This is a genomic window from Mesorhizobium sp. USDA 3734 (assembly GCF_056279665.1).
Genome location: NZ_JBWCCW010000001.1, coordinates 3,275,315 through 3,293,399 on the forward strand (window position 1 = coordinate 3,275,315; position 18,085 = coordinate 3,293,399).

18 protein-coding genes are annotated in these 18,085 nt (G+C 62.7%); 6 read left to right on the forward strand and 12 right to left on the reverse strand.

Going from position 1 to position 18,085, the window contains the following annotated elements:
• Positions 1–3 precede the first annotated feature (3 nt).
• Positions 4–630 (forward strand): glutathione S-transferase family protein, encoded by a 627-nt coding sequence (locus tag ACZ89F_RS15940; protein ID WP_476092860.1) that lies wholly within the window; start codon positions 4–6, stop codon positions 628–630.
• A gap of 281 nt (positions 631–911) precedes the next feature.
• On the opposite strand, the gene alaS is transcribed toward ACZ89F_RS15940, so the two are convergent.
• Positions 912–3,578 carry an alanine--tRNA ligase gene (alaS, locus tag ACZ89F_RS15945; protein WP_476092862.1) on the reverse strand — a complete coding sequence of 889 codons (2,667 nt, stop codon included), beginning with the start codon at positions 3,576–3,578 and terminating at the stop codon, positions 912–914.
• Positions 3,579–3,875: 297 nt separating this feature from the next.
• On the reverse strand, positions 3,876–4,976 hold the full coding sequence (gene recA / locus ACZ89F_RS15950) for a recombinase RecA (protein ID WP_476092864.1): 1,101 nt from the start codon (positions 4,974–4,976) through the stop codon (positions 3,876–3,878).
• Between the two features lie 281 nt (positions 4,977–5,257).
• On the opposite strand from recA, the gene ACZ89F_RS15955 reads away from it, so the two are divergent.
• Together ACZ89F_RS15955 and ACZ89F_RS15960 are read left to right on the forward strand one after the other, a co-directional pair.
• Positions 5,258–6,202, forward strand: coding sequence for a carbohydrate kinase family protein (locus ACZ89F_RS15955; RefSeq protein ID WP_476092866.1), 945 nt, complete (start codon positions 5,258–5,260; stop codon positions 6,200–6,202).
• A 75-nt stretch (positions 6,203–6,277) separates the two neighbouring features.
• On the forward strand, positions 6,278–7,195 hold the full coding sequence (locus ACZ89F_RS15960) for a pseudouridine-5'-phosphate glycosidase (protein ID WP_476092867.1): 918 nt from the start codon (positions 6,278–6,280) through the stop codon (positions 7,193–7,195).
• Between the two features lie 143 nt (positions 7,196–7,338).
• Here ACZ89F_RS15960 and ACZ89F_RS15965 read toward each other — a convergent pair whose 3' ends face one another.
• Entirely contained in the window at positions 7,339–7,662 is a 324-nt protein-coding gene (locus tag ACZ89F_RS15965) for a TfoX/Sxy family protein (RefSeq protein ID WP_476092869.1), read from the reverse strand.
• A gap of 89 nt (positions 7,663–7,751) precedes the next feature.
• On the opposite strand from ACZ89F_RS15965, the gene ACZ89F_RS15970 reads away from it, so the two are divergent.
• Positions 7,752–8,249, forward strand: a complete 498-nt coding sequence (locus tag ACZ89F_RS15970; protein WP_476092871.1) for a GFA family protein — start codon at positions 7,752–7,754, stop codon at positions 8,247–8,249.
• Positions 8,250–8,281: 32 nt separating this feature from the next.
• Here the strand turns inward: ACZ89F_RS15970 and sufA are convergent, their stop codons facing one another.
• From sufA to ACZ89F_RS16010, 8 genes are all read right to left on the reverse strand, one after another.
• Positions 8,282–8,662: a Fe-S cluster assembly scaffold SufA gene (gene sufA, locus ACZ89F_RS15975; protein ID WP_023810316.1), complete on the reverse strand. Its 381-nt coding sequence runs from the start codon at positions 8,660–8,662 to the stop codon at positions 8,282–8,284.
• A gap of 111 nt (positions 8,663–8,773) precedes the next feature.
• Entirely contained in the window at positions 8,774–9,166 is a 393-nt protein-coding gene (locus ACZ89F_RS15980; RefSeq protein WP_476092872.1) for an SUF system Fe-S cluster assembly protein, read from the reverse strand.
• 21 nt (positions 9,167–9,187) lie between these two features.
• Positions 9,188–10,432 carry a cysteine desulfurase gene (locus tag ACZ89F_RS15985; RefSeq protein WP_476092873.1) on the reverse strand — a complete coding sequence of 415 codons (1,245 nt, stop codon included), beginning with the start codon at positions 10,430–10,432 and terminating at the stop codon, positions 9,188–9,190.
• A 4-nt stretch (positions 10,433–10,436) separates the two neighbouring features.
• Positions 10,437–11,705 (reverse strand): Fe-S cluster assembly protein SufD, encoded by a 1,269-nt coding sequence (gene sufD / locus ACZ89F_RS15990; protein WP_476092875.1) that lies wholly within the window; start codon positions 11,703–11,705, stop codon positions 10,437–10,439.
• A 22-nt stretch (positions 11,706–11,727) separates the two neighbouring features.
• Positions 11,728–12,483 (reverse strand): Fe-S cluster assembly ATPase SufC, encoded by a 756-nt coding sequence (gene sufC, locus ACZ89F_RS15995; protein WP_023810312.1) that lies wholly within the window; start codon positions 12,481–12,483, stop codon positions 11,728–11,730.
• Positions 12,476–12,763 carry a hypothetical protein gene (locus ACZ89F_RS16000; protein WP_476092877.1) on the reverse strand — a complete coding sequence of 96 codons (288 nt, stop codon included), beginning with the start codon at positions 12,761–12,763 and terminating at the stop codon, positions 12,476–12,478. The genes sufC and ACZ89F_RS16000 overlap by 8 nt, the downstream gene beginning before the upstream one ends.
• A gap of 6 nt (positions 12,764–12,769) precedes the next feature.
• A complete protein-coding gene (gene sufB, locus ACZ89F_RS16005; RefSeq protein ID WP_109669585.1) occupies positions 12,770–14,287 on the reverse strand; it encodes a Fe-S cluster assembly protein SufB in 1,518 nt (505 codons plus the stop codon).
• A gap of 189 nt (positions 14,288–14,476) precedes the next feature.
• Positions 14,477–15,640: a cysteine desulfurase family protein gene (locus ACZ89F_RS16010; RefSeq protein ID WP_476092879.1), complete on the reverse strand. Its 1,164-nt coding sequence runs from the start codon at positions 15,638–15,640 to the stop codon at positions 14,477–14,479.
• A gap of 238 nt (positions 15,641–15,878) precedes the next feature.
• Here ACZ89F_RS16010 and ACZ89F_RS16015 point away from each other — a divergent pair, with 238 nt between their 5' ends.
• Positions 15,879–16,553 carry an alpha/beta hydrolase gene (locus ACZ89F_RS16015; protein WP_013532163.1) on the forward strand — a complete coding sequence of 225 codons (675 nt, stop codon included), beginning with the start codon at positions 15,879–15,881 and terminating at the stop codon, positions 16,551–16,553.
• A gap of 16 nt (positions 16,554–16,569) precedes the next feature.
• Positions 16,570–17,217 (forward strand): FMN-binding negative transcriptional regulator, encoded by a 648-nt coding sequence (locus ACZ89F_RS16020; protein WP_476092881.1) that lies wholly within the window; start codon positions 16,570–16,572, stop codon positions 17,215–17,217.
• 20 nt (positions 17,218–17,237) lie between these two features.
• On the opposite strand, the gene ACZ89F_RS16025 is transcribed toward ACZ89F_RS16020, so the two are convergent.
• A complete protein-coding gene (locus tag ACZ89F_RS16025; protein ID WP_476092883.1) occupies positions 17,238–17,987 on the reverse strand; it encodes a phosphatase PAP2 family protein in 750 nt (249 codons plus the stop codon).
• Between the last annotated feature and the right edge of the window lie 98 nt (positions 17,988–18,085).

Here is an 18,085-nt window from a genome sequence, read left to right on the forward strand (position 1 = left end):
AAGATGGGCAAGCCCATCGTCTACGGGGCGGATTACAGCGTCTATGTGCGTATCGTCCGCCTCGTGCTTGCGGAAAAAGACATCGACTACGAGCTTGTGCCGGTCGATGTCTTTGCCGCCGATGGCATTCCTGCCTGGTATCTCGAGCACCACCCGTTCGGCCGCATCCCGGCCTTCGAGCATGACGGGTTTCGACTCTTCGAGACGAGCGCGATTGCGCGCTATGTCGACGAGGTTTTTGAAGGGCCAGCCCTCCAGCCGGCGGATCCTCGTGGCCGCGCAAGAATGAACCAGATCATCGGCATGCTCGACGCCTATGCCTACAGGTCGATGGTCTGGGATGTCGCCGTCGAACGGCTGGAGAAGGAGGCGCCCGACGAGGCGCTGATAGCCAGTGGGCTTTCACAGGCGAGCAAAGCGCTTCAGACGCTCTCCGCGCTGAAAGCGCCGGGACCGTGGTTGCTAGGCGACCAACTGACGCTGGCCGATCTGCATGCAGCGCCGATCATCGGCTATTTCGTCAAGGTCGCCGAGGGGCAAAAGCTGCTCGCCGAATTTGCCGATATCCGGGACTGGTGGACGCGCGTTGCCGCGCGGGCGAGCTTTGCCAGAACAGAAAAGACCGAGTGATCCGCGGTTTCGCCGTACCCATGCGAGATGGGTCTCACGGGATGGCAATTATTGGCGCTGGTGCCGCCCCTCATTGCCTTGCCGGGCATTTCTCCCCGTAAACGGGGAGAAAGTAGCTGGCCGCCGCATCCGCGGCCATTCTTCAACGCTGAAAACTGGCGAAAGCCGCGATGGCAGCCCCTTCTCCCCGTTCACGGGGAGAAGATGGCGGCAGCCAGATGAGGGGCAGCGCTGCCCTTAGAGAACCTGGCGCTTGGCTTGGGGCCTAGCCAATTCGGCCGTCAGGCGGCTTCGAGTGCCGCCCTCACCGCCGCGATCGCATCATTGGCTTTCGACGCATCGGGGCCACCGGCCTGCGCCATGTCGGGCCGACCGCCGCCGCCCTGCCCGCCAAGTGCGGCGGAGGCCACGCGCACCAGATCGACAGCGCTGAAGCGGGTCAGGAGATCATCGGTGACGGCGACGACGACGCTTGCCTTGTTGTCCTCACCGGTGCCGACGAAGACGACGACGCCGGAACCGAGCGAGGTCTTGCCGGCATCGGCCAGAGGCTTCAGATCCTTCGGCGCCACACCAGAGACCGCCTTGCCGAGGAAGCCGACGCCCGCGACGGACTCGTTCTCCGACGGCGCACCCGCCCCTGCACCGCCGCCCAGCGCCAGCTTCTTGCGCGCTTCGGTCAGCTCTTTTTCGAGCTTCTTGCGCTCATCGAGCAGCGCCTCGACACGCGCCGGCACGTCGGCCGGCGAGATCTTCAGCACGGCTGCCGCCGCCTTCAAACGCCTGTCCTGCTCGTCGAGATGTTTGCGTGCCGCCTCGCCGGTCAGCGCCTCGATGCGGCGCACGCCGGCGGCGACCGCGCTGTCGGACACGACACGCACCAGGCCGATATCGCCGGTCGCCCGGACATGGGTTCCGCCGCAGAGCTCGACCGAATAGGGTCGGTTGGCCTTGGCGCCATGCACGCCGGTGCCCATCGACACGACGCGCACTTCGTCGCCATATTTCTCGCCAAACAGCGCCATGGCGCCTTCGGCGATGGCATCGTCGACCGACATCAGGCGCGTGGACACGGGGCTGTTCTGCACGACAATCTCGTTGGCCATGCGCTCGACCTCTTCGAGATCTTCCGGTGAAATGGGCTTGTTGTGCGAGATGTCGAAGCGCAGGCGCTCCGGCGCCACCAGCGAACCCTTCTGCGCGACATGGCTGCCCAGCACCTCGCGCAGCGCCTCATGGATCAGATGCGTCGCGGAATGGTTCGCGCGCAGCCTGGAGCGCCTGGCATGGTCGACCTTCAGCTCGACGGCAGCGCCCGTCTTGACCGTGCCGCTGGCCACCTTGCCGAAATGCACGAACAGCCCATCGGCCTTCTTCTGCGTATCGGAAACCTCGATCGAGAAACCCTCGCCTGAAATGATGCCGGTGTCGCCCATCTGGCCGCCGGACTCCGCATAGAACGGCGTCTGGTTGACGACGATCGCCACCGCATCGCCCTTGCCGGCGCTGTCGGCGATCTTGCCGTCCTTGATCAGCGCCTGGATGATGCCTTCCGCAGCTTCAGTCTCGTAGCCGAGGAACTCGGTGGCGCCCGCCTTCTCGCGCACGGAGAACCAGATGGTCTCGGTGGCCGCGTCGCCGGACCCAGCCCAATGCTTGCGCGCCTCGGCCTTCTGCTGCTCCATCGCATTGGTGAAGCCGGCAAGATCGACAGAGATGCTGCGCTGACGCAGCGCGTCCTGCGTCAGATCGAGCGGGAAGCCGTAGGTATCGTAGAGCTTGAAAGCCGTTTCGCCGTCCAGCATGTCGCCGGCATGCAACGTTTCCGTCGCCTCGGAGAGCAGGCCGAGGCCACGCACCAGCGTCTTGCGAAACCTGGTCTCCTCGAGCTTCAGGGTCTCGGTGATCAACTGTTCGCCGCGCAGCAATTCCGGATAGGCCTGGCCCATTTCGCGCACCAGCGCCGGCACCAGCTTCCACATCAGCGGCTCGCTGGCACCGAGCAACTGCGCATGGCGCATGGCGCGGCGCATGATGCGGCGCAGGACATAGCCGCGGCCTTCGTTCGACGGCAGCACGCCATCGGCCACCAGGAACGAGGACGAGCGCAGATGATCGGCAATGACGCGGTAGGACGCGACCGTCTCCTTGTCGGGACCATGCCCGATGGCCGACGAGGCCGCGTCGATCAGATGACGGAACAGATCGGTCTCGAAGACGCTTTCCACCCCTTGCAGGATGGACGCCATACGCTCCAGGCCCATGCCGGTGTCGATCGACGGGCGCGGCAGGTCGATGCGCTCCTCCTTCGTCACCTGTTCATACTGCATGAACACCAGGTTCCAGAATTCGAGGAAACGGTCGCCATCCTCTTCCGGGCTGCCGGGAGGTCCGCCCCAGATGTGCTCGCCGCGATCGATGAAGATCTCAGAGCACGGCCCGCACGGTCCGGTGTCGCCCATCGCCCAGAAATTGTCCGAAGTCGCGATGCGAATGATGCGGTCGTCGGAAAACCCGGCGATCTTCTTCCAGAAGCCGGCCGCCTCGTCGTCCGTGTGATAGACGGTGACCAGCAGCTTGTCCTTGTTCAGCCCGAATTCCTTGGTGATCAGGTTCCAGGCAAGTTCGATGGCGCGCTCCTTGAAGTAGTCGCCAAAGGAGAAATTGCCGAGCATCTCGAAGAAAGTCAGATGGCGCGCGGTATAGCCGACATTGTCGAGATCGTTGTGCTTGCCACCGGCGCGAACGCTCTTCTGGGCGGTCGAGGCGCGCGAATAGGGCCGCTTCTCCAGACCGGTGAAGACATTCTTGAACTGCACCATGCCGGCGTTGGTGAACATCAGCGTCGGGTCGTTGCGCGGCACCAGCGGGCTCGACGCGACGATCTCGTGACCCTCCTTGCGGAAATAGTCGAGAAATGTCGACCGGATTTCGTTCACGCCACTCATGAATGCTGCCTTTTCGAGAGAACCGCCGGGCCGGCCGACGGATGATGGGCTCTGCGTCCTAGAAGATTAGGACTTGGCCTTTTAGCCGCCGCGCTTCACCCTGTCCAGAAACACGGAATTGGTCCAATCCACGGCTTTGCCAGCTGTTCGAACCGGCCTGGTTTCGCCACCAAAACGCAAAACCGCCGGCACTGGGCCGGCGGTTTCGAAACGCAATACTCGGAACTCGATTACATAAGCCTGAGATAATAGAACGCGATTATGGCCGAACTCCGGCCGGCATCGCGCACGAAGCTGTTACATGGCGCCGGATTCTTCCTCGAAGCCGTCCTCTTCGCCGCGCTCAGGGCCGCCATTCTCAAGGAATTTCTCGGCAATCAGCCCGGCATTCTGCCGGAGCGCCAGTTCGATCTCGCGCGCCGTGTCGGGATTATCGCGCAGGAACAGCTTGGCATTTTCGCGGCCCTGGCCGAGACGCTGCGAATTGTAGGAGAACCAGGCGCCCGACTTCTCGACCACGCCGGCCTTGACGCCGAGATCGACCAGTTCGCCGGTCTTGGACACGCCTTCACCATACATGATGTCGAACTCGACCACCTTGAAGGGCGGCGCCAGCTTGTTCTTGACCACCTTGACGCGGGTCTGGTTGCCGACGACCTCGTCGCGGTCCTTGACCGAGCCGATGCGGCGGATGTCGAGGCGCACCGAAGCGTAGAACTTCAGCGCGTTGCCGCCGGTGGTGGTTTCGGGCGAACCGAACATGACGCCGATCTTCATGCGGATCTGGTTGATGAAGATGACCATGGTGTTGGAGCGCGAGATCGAGGCGGTCAGCTTGCGTAGCGCCTGGCTCATCAGGCGGGCCTGCAGGCCGGGCAGCGAATCGCCCATCTCGCCTTCGATTTCGGCGCGTGGCGTCAACGCCGCGACCGAATCGACCACCAGCACGTCGATGGCGCCGGAGCGCACCAGCGTGTCGCAGATTTCCAGCGCCTGCTCACCAGTGTCGGGCTGCGAGATCAGGAGGTTTTCGAGATCGACGCCGAGCTTGCGGGCATAGACCGGGTCAAGCGCGTGCTCGGCATCGACAAAGGCGCAGATGCCGCCCTTCTTCTGCGCTTCAGCCACGGTGTGCAGGGCCAGCGTCGTCTTGCCCGAGCTTTCCGGCCCGTAGATCTCGACGATGCGGCCGCGCGGCAGGCCACCGACGCCAAGCGCGATGTCAAGCCCAAGCGAGCCGGTCGGCACCGTTTCGATCTCGACGACCTGCTCGTTCGCGCCGAGCCGCATGATCGAGCCCTTGCCGAAAGCCCGCTCGATTTGCGACAGCGCCGCATCCAGAGCCTTTGATTTGTCCACCGCTTTGTCCTCTACCAGCCGCAAAGAATTCTGAGCCATGATACATCACCCCTTGGTCGTCAATGAAGGCCGGACAATCCGTAATCCCTGCCAATTTGTACCTTTTTTGTTCTCGTTTGGCAAGAGGGGTCAAATATCTGAAAAACAATCAATATCCAGATTTGTTCTTTTTTTGTCTCACGATTTCGTTTCACGATGCATTCCGCATTGGGCCAGACGGCTCGATTGTTTCGATCTGCCGAATCGCTGCCTTGCATGCGAAGCTTCGTCCCGCAGCCTAGCGCTTGTGCGGCTGGAATAACAAAGGTCATATCGCCGGCATGCTGAAATCCGCGAAAATACTGGCCATAGGCGGCGCCCATATCGACCGGCGCGGCCAGGTGTCCGGCGCTTACGTGCCTGCCGCCTCCAATCCCGGCTCGATGCGCGAGGATGTCGGCGGCGGCGTTTTCAACGCACTGCGCAGCGCCGTGCTGCGTGGCGTCTCCGCGTCGCTGATGTCGGTGCGTGGCGGCGATGCCGCCGCCGACACCGTGTCACGAGCCATCGCCGAGGCAGGCATTGCCGACCTGTCGGCGGTGTTCCTCGACCGCACCACGCCGAGCTATACGGCGCTGATCGACCGCGAGGGCGAGCTGATCGTCGGCTTTGCCGACATGGCGCTCTATGATTTGGCGTTTCCCAAGCAGATCAGGCGCTCCAAGGTCCGGGAGGTGATCGCCGCCGCCGATGCCGTCTTCTGCGACGCCAACCTGCCGACGGCGGCACTGGAGCGGCTGGTTTTTCTTGCTGCTGGCAAACCCGTTTTCGCCATTGCCATTTCGCCGGCCAAGATCGTGCGTTTGAAGCCGGTTCTCGGCAATCTGGCTGTCGTCTTCATGAACCGGCGCGAAGCGATCGCGCTGGCAGACCTGGACGCTGCGGCCTCTCCGCAAGACATCGTCGACGGGCTGAGACGCGCAGGGCTCAAGAGCGGCGTGGTGACGGCGGGCGGCGGCCCCATGCTGGGCTTCGATGAAGCCGGCGCCTTCTCGATCCTGCCGCCGCCGCCAAGAAAGGTCGCCGACGTCACCGGCGCCGGCGATGCGCTGGCGGGCGCAACGGTCGCCGCCTTGCTGCGCGGCCTCTCTCTGCGGGCAGCTCTGCGCGAGGGTATCGCCGCGGCGACGCTTGCCATCGAAAGCGCCAACGCCGTTCCCGAATTCACCACGGCGAGCTTCGCGGAAGCACTGGCTCTTGTGCCGGATGCCAGGGAAGTGGCATGAGACCGGCAAATTCTTAGTGCCGCAGTGTTGCCGAGCGTCCCGATGGACGCGCCGCACTCCGGATTGGAGATCGAGATGACCCCAGAGACCGCCCGCCCCTTCATCGATATCCACGCGCCTGTGGCGCAGGCCCTGGCGGCCGGCCGGCCGGTGGTGGCGCTGGAAAGCACCATCATCACCCATGGTATGCCCTACCCCGACAACGGCGCCATGGCGGCCGACGTCGAAAAGATCATCAGCGATGGCGGCGCCGTGCCGGCGACGATCGCCGTGGTCGGCGGCCGCATCAAGATCGGGCTTTCGGACGGCGAGCGCGAATCGCTGGCGATGACGGGCGACGCCATGAAGCTGTCGCGCGCCGACCTCGGCTTCGCCGTGGCGCAAGGGCGCACCGGCGGCACCACGGTCGCCGCCACGATGATCGCGGCGCATATGGTCGGCATAAAAGTGTTCGCCACCGGCGGCATCGGCGGCGTGCACAAGGGTGCGGAAAAGAGTTTCGACATTTCCGCTGATCTCGACGAGCTGGCGCGCACGCCGGTCATCGTCGTGTCGGCCGGCGCCAAGGCCATCCTCGACATCGAAAAGACGCTGGAGGTGCTGGAGACGCGCGGTGTGCCGGTGATCGGCCATGGCTGCGAGACGATGCCGGCCTTCTGGTCCAGGCATTCACCGTTCCGCGCGCCGCTGACCCTGCACAGGCCGGAAGAGATCGCGCATTTCTACCAGACGCGTCTGGCGCTTGGCCTCGGCGGCGGCATGCTGATCGCCAATCCGGTGCCGGAAAACCACGAAATCCCCGCTGAAGAGATGGCCGGCTACATCGAAGCCGCGCAGAAGGCCGCCGAGGCGCTCAACGTGACCGGCAAGGCGGTGACGCCGTTCCTGCTGGGAAAAATCCTCGAACTGACTGGCGGCAGGAGCCTGAAGACCAACATCGCGCTGGTCGAGAACAACGCAAGGCTGGCGGCGAGGATCGCGAAGGCGTTGTAGCCTCCACGCGGCAAAGGCCCCCTCACCCGGATTGCCCCGAGGGGAGAGGGGCTCGCAGCGCCGACATCGACCTCTTCTTCCCTCGGGGAGAAGGTGGCCGCGAAGCGGCCCGGATGAGGGGGCGGCCTCGCGTTTGCGGGAATCTACTTCCCAGCCCTTCGCCCTGCCTCATAAGCTCTGCGTGCCCAGACCGTCATCTCGTCGGGATCATCGAAAGCGCTGTCGGGAATGCTCCAGTAGGGCATGGCGACCAGCTTGCCATGGCGGGAGCCGGTATAGGTCCATTGCGTGCAGCCGGCGGCTTCGAAATCGGGTGCGCTTTGCTCGTCGGCCTTCAGCATCAACTCGCCGCGCAGCACGATGGCGACGATGACGCCGTCGAAATAGATGCCCTTGCCGCCGAACAGTTTGCGGATGCTGACCGGGCCGAGGCCTTCGAACAGTTCGGCGATGCGTTCATTGTCCATGCCGAGATCATGTCACCGGCATCTGGCCTTGTCATCGCCGCAACCAAAATCATGCTGACAGGTTGAGAACCATCCATCGGAGTTTTGTCATGCCGCTTCTGCTCAAAGGGTCCTGCCGCTGCAATGCCGTCCGTTTCGAGGTGGAGAGCCACACGCCGGCGCCATTCATGCTGTGCTATTGCTCGATCTGCCGCAAGCAACAGGGCGGCGGCGGTTTTGCCATCAATCTGGGTGCCGACAGTGAGACGTTGAACATCAGGGGCAAAAGAAGTCTTGGCGTCTACCGGGCCGAGATCGAAGACGACGAACACCCACGGTGCGAGATTTCATCGGGCGAGCGCAATTTCTGCAAAAAGTGCGGAGCGGCACTCTGGCTCTACGATCCGAACTGGCCGGAGCTGGTGCACCCCTTCGCCTCGGCGATCGACAGCGACCTGCCCAAACCGCCAAGCAAGGTGCACCTGATGCTGAAGTACAAGGCGAACTGGGTCGAGCCTGACATCGGCAAGAGCGACAAGACGTTCGACGTCTATCCCGAGGAATCGATCGCCGACTGGCACAAGCGGACGGGCATGTGGGTGGATTAGCGTTCTTCGCCCCGTTTACGGGGCGAAGAAAATCAGGCGGAGGCGCGTGCCTCTGCCAGTGCCTTGAGGTCGGCCGGCTTCAATTCGACCGATTCGCCGCAACCGCAGGCCGAGCTCTGGTTCGGATTGCGGAATGTGAAGCCGGTGCGCAGAGTCGTCTGCTCGAAATCCATCTCGGTGCCGAACAGGAAAAGGGCTGCTTCCGGCGCCACATAGACATGGGCGCCGTCACGCTCGATATGGTCGTCCTTGGTGTTGGGCTCGGTCACCAGATCGACCGTGTATTCCATGCCGGCGCAGCCGCCCTTCTTGATGCCGAGGCGAATGCCATGCGCGTTGTCGCGGGTGGCAACGATCTCGCGCACCCGGTCGGCGGCCTTTTCAGTCATCGTGATGACGGCAAAGCGTCCCATGTTCTTCCTTCTCCATTCCATGCAGGTTCAAGGCCTGCCGAATGATTCCTCACCTAAAATGGTGAAGTTTTTACACTGGCGCAAGTGCACCAGCCTTTGTCAGGCTCGACGCTAATACCAACCCACCGCAACCTGCGCCTCTTCCGACATGCGGTCGGCGGACCAGGGCGGGTCGAAGGTCATGTTGACCTCGACGCCGGACACGCCTTCGACGGCGCCGACGGCATTTTCCACCCAGCCGGGCATTTCGCCGGCGACCGGACAGCCGGGCGCGGTCAGCGTCATGTCGATCTTGACCGAGCGGTCGTCCTCGATGTCGATCTTGTAGATCAGGCCGAGTTCATAGATATCGGCCGGGATTTCCGGATCGTAGACGGTCTTCAGCGCCGAGACGATGTCGTCGGTCAGCCGTGCCAGTTCGTCGGCTGGAATGGCTGATCCCGAAACCAGCGCATTGGGCGTGGTTTCCGGAGTGGTCTCGGCAGCGATGCTCACATCATCCATGGTCGTCACCCAAAAAAATCGTCATCCGAAGAATTTGCGCGCTTTTTCAAGCGCCTCGGCCAAAGCGTCGACTTCGGCCCTGGTATTATACATGCCGAACGATGCTCTGCATGTGGAGGTTACGCCGAAGCGTTTCAACAGCGGCTGGGCGCAATGGGTGCCCGCGCGCACGGCCACGCCCTGCCTGTCTATCACCATCGACACGTCATGGGCATGAATGCCTTGCAGTTCGAACGAGATGATGGCGCCCTTGCCGGGCGCATCGCCGAAGATGCGCAGCGAATTGATGGCGCGCAGCCGCTCATGCGCGTAATTCTTGAGGTCCTCCTCATGGGCTGCGATGCGCTCGCGGCCAACGCTTTCCATATAGTCGAGCGCGGCACCCAGCCCGATCGCCTGGACGATTGGCGGCGTGCCGGCTTCGAAGCGGTGCGGCGGTTCGTTGTAGGTGACGATGTCCTCGGTCACCTCCTCGATCATCTCGCCGCCGCCCATGAAGGGGCGCATGCCCTGGAGAATGTCCTTTTTGCCGTAGAGCACGCCGATGCCCGACGGGCCGTAGACCTTGTGGCCGGTGAAGACGAAGAAGTCGCAGTCGAGGTCCTGCACGTCGATCGGCATATGCACGGCGCTCTGGCTGCCGTCGACGAGGACGGGAATTCCACGCGAATGCGCGATCCGCACGATTTCCTTGATCGGCGTCACCGTGCCCAGCGCATTCGACATCTGCGTAATGGCGACCAGTTTGGTGCGGTCGGTCAGCCGCTTCTCGAATTCCTCGATGTGGAAGACACCGAGATCGTCGACCGGCACCCAGACCAGTTTCGCGCCCTGCCGCTCGCGGATGAAATGCCACGGCACGATGTTGGAGTGGTGCTCCATGATCGACAGTACGATCTCGTCGCCCTCGCCGATGTTGGGCATGCCATAGCCATAGGCGACCGTGTTGATGGCCGACGTCGTGTTCGAGGTGAAGATGATGTTGTCGGTGCTGGGTGCGTTCAGGAAGCGGCGCACCGTTTCCCGCGCCTTTTCATACGCGTCAGTCGCGGCATTGGAGAGGAAATGCAGGCCGCGATGGACGTTGGCGTATTCCTGGGAATAAGCGTGCTGGATTGTGTCCAGCACCACCTGCGGCTTCTGTGCCGAGGCGCCATTGTCGAGATAGACCAGCGGTTTGCCATAGACTTCCCGCGACAGGATCGGGAAATCGCGGCGGATCGCTTCGACGTCGTAGAAGTCTCCGATCTTGCCCGGCGCGTTCATCAGATCACCCGTGTGCCACGAACCAATCGTCGAGCCGCGCTTCCAGCGCCTCGACGATCATCTCGTCGTCCAGTTCCTCGATCACCTCGGCGACGAAGGCCTTCACGAGAAGCCCCCGCGCGGTCTTCTCGTCGACGCCGCGCGCCATCAGGTAGAACAGATGGTCGTGGTCGATTTCGGTGACCGTCGCGCCATGGCCGCAGACGACGTCGTCGGCGAAGATTTCAAGTTCGGGCTTGGTCGAGAACTCGCCATCATCCGACAGCAGCAGCGTGTTGCAGGCCATCTTGGCGTTGGTCTTCTGCGCATATTGATGGACGTTGATGCGGCCCTGGAAGACGCCGCGCGCCTTGCCCGTCACCACATTGCGGATCACTTCCGTCGAGGTGGTGTGCGGCACGGCATGGTCGAGCACCATGGTCACGTCGGTGTGGGTGTCGCCGGCCAGAAGGTTGATGCCGCGCAATTTGAAATCGGCGCCTTCGCCTGTCGTCCTGACCACGATCTCCTGGCGGACAAGCTTGCCGCCGGCATTCATGAAGAACACCGTCAACTTCGAATTCTTGCCGAGATGCGCCTTGAACTGCGCCAGATGCGTCGCCGTTTCCGGCTGTTCCTGGACGATCAGCCACGTCACCTCGGCGCCCTCGCCCAGCACCAGCTGACTGACCGAGCTGACCAGGGCAGCCCCGTCACCGGTCTGACGCTCGACGATAACGGCCTTGGCACCAGCGCCGACACGCACTGGCAGGCGCACATGGGTCTGGCCACCGGCCTGCAGGTTCTGCAGTTCGATCGGCTTTTCGAGTTCCGCGCCATCGGCGATATCGACAAAATAACCGTCGGCGACGAAAGCCGTGTTCAGCGCGCCGATAGCGTCGTCGCTGCCATAGGGATCGAGTCCAGGTGCTGCGCTGCCGTCGGTCAGCTTTTCCGACAGGCGCTGGAAGGTGACGCCTTCAAGGACCGGCACTTTGGCGTCGGACGTGCCGTTCAGGATCGAGACCACGGTGGAACCGTCGACGATCGGTGCAATGGCTTTGGCCATGGCGGCCGGGTCGAAGTCCGGCACCGCATTCAACAGCCGGCGCAAATCGGTGTAATGCCAGGATTCGACACGCCGTGTCGGCAGGCCGTGCTTGATCGCCTCGATGGCGTCGTCGCGCTTCAGCATCACCGCGCCGTCGCCCGGCAGCAGCGACAGCCGGTCGCCGAACGCGTCGATCAACGCTGTCTCGGCCTGTGTCCGCTGCGGTTGTGTGTGCATATTCATCAGTCTTGCCTCTGGTGGCATATCACGCGGCTTCGCCGATCACGCCGGCGTAGCCGTTGGCCTCGAGGTCCAGCGCCAGCGACTTGTCGCCCGACTTGATGACCTGGCCCTTGTAGAGCACGTGCACGGTATCGGGCACGATGTGTTCGAGCAGGCGCTGGTAGTGGGTGATGACCAGGAATGCCCGGTCCGGCGCGCGCAGCGCGTTGACGCCGTCGGAGACGATCTTCAGCGCATCGATGTCGAGGCCGGAATCGGTCTCGTCGAGCACGCAGAGTTTCGGCTCAAGCAATTTCATCTGCAGGATCTCGGCGCGCTTCTTTTCGCCGCCGGAGAAGCCGACATTGAGCGGCCGCTTCAGCATTGCCATGTCCATGCTGAGCGAGGCGGCGGCTTCCTTCACCCGCTTGAGGAATTCCGGGATCTTCAGCGGTTCCTCGCCACGCGCCTTGCGCTGCTCGTTCATCGCAACTTTCAGGAATTCCATGGTGGCGACGCCCGGTATCTCCATCGGGTACTGGAAGGCGAGGAAGATGCCCGACGTGGCGCGCTCGGCCGGGTCCATTTCGAGGATCGACTGGCCGTTGTAGAGGATGTCACCCTCGGTCACCTCATAGTCCTCGCGACCGGCGAGGATGTAGGACAGCGTCGATTTGCCCGAGCCGTTCGGCCCCATGATCGCAGCGACCTCGCCGGCTTTCACCGTCAGGTTCAAGCCGCGGATGATTTCGGTGCCGTCATCGACGATGCGGGCATGCAGGTTTCTGATTTCAAGCATTGTTCTTTTCTCTGAAATAATCGTCGTAAGTGATGGAGTAGTCGGTGTGCCGGCGCTGCAGGGCCATGAACCACGATAGGGACAGGCCAAAACCGCCCGACAAGACGGCGATGCCGAGGAACACATTGACGAAGGCAATGAGCAAGACGCCGGCAAATACCGAAACGATTGTCGCGGCCGCAAATTTGGCTATGGCGATCCTGCCCTCGCGGCGGACAGCCCACAGCCGCCGCCAGCGTACGGCAAACCAGACGTCCTCTTTCGGCAGTTGCGTCGCCATGATCCCTTAGCCCACGCTACCTTCCAGCGAGATGCCAATCAGCTTCTGCGCTTCGACGGCGAACTCCATCGGCAATTGCTGGATGACATCCTTGACGAAGCCGTTGACGATCAGCGCGATCGCTTCCTCTTCCGGGATGCCGCGCTGCATGACGTAGAATTTCTGGTCCTCGGAAATCTTCGACGTCGTCGCTTCATGCTCGAACTGCGCGGTCGAGTTCTTGGCTTCCATGTAGGGCACGGTGTGCGCGCCGCACTGGTCGCCGATCAGGAGCGAGTCGCAATTGGTGAAGTTGCGGGCGTTGGTCGCCTTGCGGTGCGCCGAGACCTGGCCGCGATAGGTGTTCTGCGAGAAGCCGGCGGCAATGCCCTTGGAGATGATGCGGCTCGACGTGTTCTTGCCGAGATGGATCATCTTGGTGCCGCTGTCGACCTGCTGATAGCCGTTCGACACGGCGATGGAATAGAATTCGCCCGAGGAATCGTCGCCGCGCAGGATGCAGCTCGGATATTTCCAGGTGATCGCCGAACCGGTCTCGACCTGCGTCCACGAGATCTTCGAGCGATCGCCACGGCAGTCGCCCCGCTTGGTGACGAAATTGTAGATGCCGCCCTTGCCCTCGGCGTCGCCGGGGTACCAGTTCTGCACCGTCGAATATTTGATCTCGGCATCGTCGAGCGCCACCAGTTCGACCACCGCGGCATGCAACTGGTTCTCGTCGCGCTGCGGCGCCGTGCAACCTTCGAGATAGGAAACGTAAGCCCCCTCCTCGGCGATGATCAGCGTGCGTTCGAACTGGCCGGTGTTCTTCTCGTTCATGCGGAAATAGGTCGACAGTTCCATCGGGCAACGCACGCCCTTGGGCACGAAGACGAAGGAGCCGTCGGTGAACACGGCGGAATTCAGCGTGGCGTAATAATTGTCGGAGGTCGGCACGACCGAACCGAGATATTTCTTCACCAGCTCCGGATGCTCACGGATGGCCTCCGAGATCGAGCAGAAGATGACGCCGGCCTGCGCCAGCTCCTTCTTGAAAGTAGTGACGACGGAGACGGAATCGAACACGGCATCGACGGCGACGCGGCCCGACTTGTAGACATTGTCGCTGACTTCCTCGAGCTCCGAGGCGTCGGTCTTCTGCACGCCGGCGAGGATTTCCTGCTCCCGCAGCGGAATACCCAGCTTCTCGTAGACCTTCAGCAGTTCGGGATCGACGTCGCTGAGCGATGTCGGGCCGGGCGTGCTCTTCGGCGCCGCGTAGAAGTAGATGTCCTGGAAATCGATCTTGGGATAGTGGACGCGCGCCCAGGTCGGCTCGTCCAGCGTCAGCCAACGACGATACGCTTCCAGACGCCATTCCAGCATCCAGGACGGTTCGTCCTTCTTGGCCGAAATGAAACGGATGATGTCTTCGCTCAGACCTTTGGGGGCCTTGTCGACAGCGATTTCGGTCTGGAATCCATATTTGTATTGGTCGACGTCGATCTTTCGGACCCGATCGATCGTGTCCTGCACAGCAGGCATATGCGTTCTCCATCCACGCCGGGGTCAAGGCCCGACAGTTTTCAAACTATGGCACCGCCAAAAAACGAACGCCGAAGAAGCACTCGCGGCAGCGTAAGTTCCATATAGTGCGCCCCGACCGGAAATTCACCCGGCCAACATGAAACGCACGGCTCTACCAGGCCGAAAGGCCCAAAATTGTCCAACCGCTCACGCGGCTTTTTCTCTACTCGCCCGACGCGCGGCGATTCCCGTCAGCGCAACGCGAAACAACTCGATGTCTTCCGGGCCGGTCGCCGGTCCGATCGACACGCGCAAGGCGCCGAGACTGTCACCGTATCCCATGGCTTTCAGCACATGGCTCGGTCCGACCTTGCCCGACGAGCAGGCGGAGCCGGCCGACAGCGCCACACCGGCCAGGTCGAAGGCGATCTGCGCGGTTTCGGCTTTGACGCCCGCAATAGCGAAGAATGTCGTGTTGGCAAGCCTTGGTGCACCGGTTCCAAAGATTTCCGCGTCCGGCACCAGCAATTTCACGATGGCTTCGATCTCGTCGCGGCGATGGCGCACCGCATCGATGGCTGGCAATCCGGTCAGGGCCTGCCGTGCGGCCGCGCCAAAACCGGCAATCGCGGCGAGGTTCTCCGTGCCGCCGCGATGGCCCTTTTCCTGGCCACCGCCATTGATCAGCGGCTTCGGCATCATCAGATCGGAGGCGGCGACAATAGCGCCGACGCCTTTGGGGCCACCGATCTTGTGCGAGGACAGAATCAGGTAGTCGGCGCAACCCGCTGATAGATCGATCGAAACGCGCCCCGCGGCCTGGACCGCGTCGACGACGAGTATGCCGCCCGCCGCCTTGACGATCTCCGCGATGCGACTGATCGGCTGGATGACGCCGGTCTCGTTGTTGGCGGCATGGATGGCGACCAGCGGCAGGCCATCGGCCTTGTCATGGCGGCCGAGCGCCGCGGTCAAGGCTGCAAGGTCGGCAATGCCGTCGGCATCGACGCCGATCCGTGACACCTGCGCTGCCGGGAAGCGCCCGCCGTTCAACAGACAGGGGTGGTCGGCCTCCGACACGTAAAGCCGGCTCATGCGCACAGTGCCGCGCCCCATCTGCCAGTCCGATGTCAGCAGCGTCGAGGCGGCCTCCGTCGCGCCGGAGGTGAACACGACATGTTCTGATTTGGCGTTGACCAGTGCCGCAACGTTACGCCTGGCGGTCTCGATCAGGCGCCGAGCGGCGCGCCCCTCTGCATGAACCGACGACGGGTTCGCCGAGACATCAAGCGCCGCGACCATAGCCTCGCGGGCCGCGGCAAGCAGCGGCGCACTGGCATTGTAGTCGAGATAGGCGCGTATTGCGGCCATTTTCGTCCGTCAAGTCCCGTTAGAAGCCATTCCGCTGACGTATCGCGTTATTTCCTTGAAATTCCAAGGCGAGCCGTCCTATTTACGCGGCTTGCGGCGCGGGTGGTCGGGCTCGATGTCTTGCCACTCAGTTTTGAACAATTCTAAACTAGCTTCTAAGAAGACGCTCGCCCTGCGTCAAGGCCAGAGGAAGACACGTTCCGGGCGCCGCGCATTCGTATACCAAGTGGAGTATTTCATGCCTGAGGTCATTTTCACCGGTCCTGCCGGCCGCCTGGAGGGACGTTACCAGCCTTCCAAGGAAAAGAGCGCGCCGATTGCCATCGTCCTGCACCCGCACCCCCAGTTCGGCGGCACGATGAACAACAAGATCGTCTACGACCTCTTCTATATGTTCCAGAAGCGGGATTTCACCACGCTTCGCTTCAATTTTCGCGGCATCGGCCGCAGCCAGGGCGAGTTCGATCACGGCACCGGCGAGTTGTCGGATGCCGCGGCGGCGCTGGATTGGGTGCAGTCGCTGCATCCGGATTCCAAGAGCTGCTGGGTCGCGGGCTATTCCTTCGGTTCGTGGATCGGCATGCAGCTCCTGATGCGACGGCCGGAGATCGAAGGCTTCATCTCGATCGCGCCGCAGCCCAACACCTATGATTTCTCGTTCCTGGCGCCCTGCCCGTCCTCGGGCCTGATCATCCATGGCGATGCCGACAAGGTGGCGCCGCCGAAGGATGTGCAAGGCCTGGTCGACAAGCTGCACACGCAAAAGGGCATCACCATCACGCAGAAGACCTTGCCTGGCGCCAACCATTTCTTCTCCAACGACGCCGACCTGCTGCTTGAGGAATGCGCTGATTATCTCGACCGCCGGCTGGCCGGCGAATTGTCGGATCCGCGGCCGAAGCGGTTGCGCTAGGCAGGAAGAGACGGCGATGTACGAGCCTCCTCACTTCAGGGAAACGCGGCCGGAGATCCTGCATGGGTTGATCCGGACGCATCCGCTGGGCCTGTTGATTTCCAACGGGCCCGAGGGGCCGGTCGCCAACGCCATCCCGTTCCTGCTCGACGCCGAAATTGGGCCGAACGGCAGGCTGCGCGCCCATCTGGCGCGGGCCAACCCGCAATGGCGCCTGCTGGCCGACAATCCGGCTTCACCGGTGTTGATCGTCTTCCAGGGCAGCGACGCCTATGTGACGCCGTCCTGGTACGAGACCAAGCGCGAAACCGGCAAGGTGGTGCCGACCTGGAATTATGCCATCGTGCAGGTTCGCGGCAACGTCACGGTGATGGATGACCAGGACTGGCTGGCGCAGCAGATCGCCGATCTGACCGTGTCCCAGGAAGGCGCTCGCGAGGCGCCGTGGGCAGTGACCGACGCGCCGGCGCCGTTCATCCAGTCGCAGATCAAGGGCATTATCGGGCTGGAAATCGATATCAGCGAAATCCACGGCAAGTGGAAGGTCAGCCAGAACCGGCCCGTGGCCGATCGCGCCGGCGTTGCGCAAGGGCTCGAAAGCGAGGAGCGCTCGTCGCCCGACATGGCCGGCCTGGTCAGATCCTATGGCGGGCTGGACGGCTAAGCCTCGGCGAACCCGAGTATTCAGCCAGCCTTCCTTGTGGGTCCAATCAGCCAAAACGTCTTCTTGCGGACCGGCAGCCCCGATGGCATCGGCCGGAAGATGAAGCCGAGCCGGGCAAAGACCACCCCGCAGGCAAGCGCGAAGGCGCAGCCAAGGCCGAAGCCGGCGACGGTGTCGCTGGGATAGTGCGCGCCGACGAAGATCCGTGTCGAGGCGATGCAGGCGGTGATCGCCAGGGCGATGTACCAGCGCCTTGGGAACAACAACAGGGCAACCCCGAACACGGCGCCCATCGTCGTGGCGTGGCCGGACGGGAAGCCGGCAAAGCGCGCATTGAAAGCAAAGGGATGCAGGGACAACACGCCGAAATCATTGAAATACATCGGCCGAGCCCGACCGATCGCGTATTTCAGCACGTTGACGGCGAGGCCCGACAGGCCGGCGGCGCCCAGCACCAGAAAGGCCAGGCAGGTCCAGTTGTAGGCGAGCATCAGCGAACGTCTTGAAAGGCTTCGCCAGTCCGTCAGGTTGGCGGCGACGAGCAAAAGCGCAGACGGAATGAGATACCAGCCACCCAGGCCGAACTGCGTGAAAAAATCGGCCAGATGGACGAATCCCGGCGACCATTGGTCGCGAAGCATTCCGGCCGGGGTATCGAGGCGAACAAATGCTGCTGCCGTCAGCAAAACCCAGACCAGCACCCAGACCGACCACAAGATGTTCGGGTATCTGGTGGGGCGAGCGGCAAAGCGCTTTCTTACGATCTGCATCGTATCGCGAAAATTGTCGACCGATCGGCGCCCCACTCCAAGGAGCATAGCGGAAACGGAAGGGCGCGATTTCACCAGCATTTGAAATTCGACCCCAT